The sequence below is a fragment of the Rosenbergiella sp. YN46 genome (assembly GCF_036620675.1).
Taxonomy (GTDB): domain Bacteria; phylum Pseudomonadota; class Gammaproteobacteria; order Enterobacterales; family Enterobacteriaceae; genus Jejubacter.
The window spans coordinates 1-935 of sequence record NZ_JAZHEE010000087.1; the positions used below are offsets into that span (position 1 = coordinate 1).

Below are 935 nucleotides of genomic sequence, written 5' to 3' on the forward strand. Positions count from 1 at the left end.
GATGTCTGTCATCGCCATGGTTTTATCAGATTTACAGAATCTTGATACAACAAAAGTATTAAAAATGAGTTTGATGCATGATCTTGCAGAATCTTTTACTGGTGATTTAACCACTGACAAAATTTCAAAAAAAGAAAAAGAAAAACTTGAAAATGAAACAATGAAAAAAATCTTTAATAATCTACCAAATATTTTAGCTGAAAAATATCTAAGCATTTGGAATGAATACCAAAAAAGGCAAACGGATGAAGCTGTATTTCTTCATGAAGTTGATAAATTAGAAATGGCATTTCAAGCAAATGTTTATGCTAAAGAAAGAATTCAAAAACAAAAACTTCAATCATTTTTTGATACCGCAAGAAATGAAATTAAAAATAAACGTCTTATAAAAATTCTATCCAAACTTTCGTAATAATCTGAGCTAAATGTGGTGAAACAAAATTTCTGAAAAAAACAATGGTGAGTTGATCCAGGCTCAAAATCAAGTTATAGGAATTTTATTTGAAATAATAAAAAGACTTCAATCAAATAATGATCTAGATGAGGAATATTTTCAGATTATCGAATCAAAAAAATCAGCTACAAAGAAAAAAAGATTAGAGAAGATTTTTAACAAACGTAAAGAAAATACTAAAATTGTAAATCGATTACTTAAGCAATTAGAGATCGGAGATTAATGCCTATGATACGATTTTTATAATTATTAAATTCTTGAATATTTGTGCAATATTTTCAAGCACTAAAAGTTGGGCAAAAAAGAGTAGCAGAAGCCAGAGAATATCTTAACAAATTAACAGATGGTAAAGCTATGCTTGCATTAGCATTGAAAAATAGTAAAACAACCGTCTGGGAGCCAGTTGGAGAAGAAAATCCCTACGCAATAGTTGATGAATCTTCTGGATTTGTATTAACCGATACTAGTGGCTATATCATTG

Annotated in this window: 2 protein-coding genes; both read left to right on the forward strand. The window is 28.4% G+C overall.

The window, feature by feature from the left end; all coding sequences use genetic code 11:
* Positions 1–412 (forward strand): HD domain-containing protein (locus V3W49_RS22605; RefSeq protein WP_500148188.1); only part of this gene is annotated, 412 nt, incomplete at its 5' end.
* A gap of 309 nt (positions 413–721) precedes the next feature.
* Positions 722–935: hypothetical protein (locus V3W49_RS22610; RefSeq protein ID WP_500148189.1), on the forward strand; the 214-nt coding region annotated here is incomplete at its 3' end.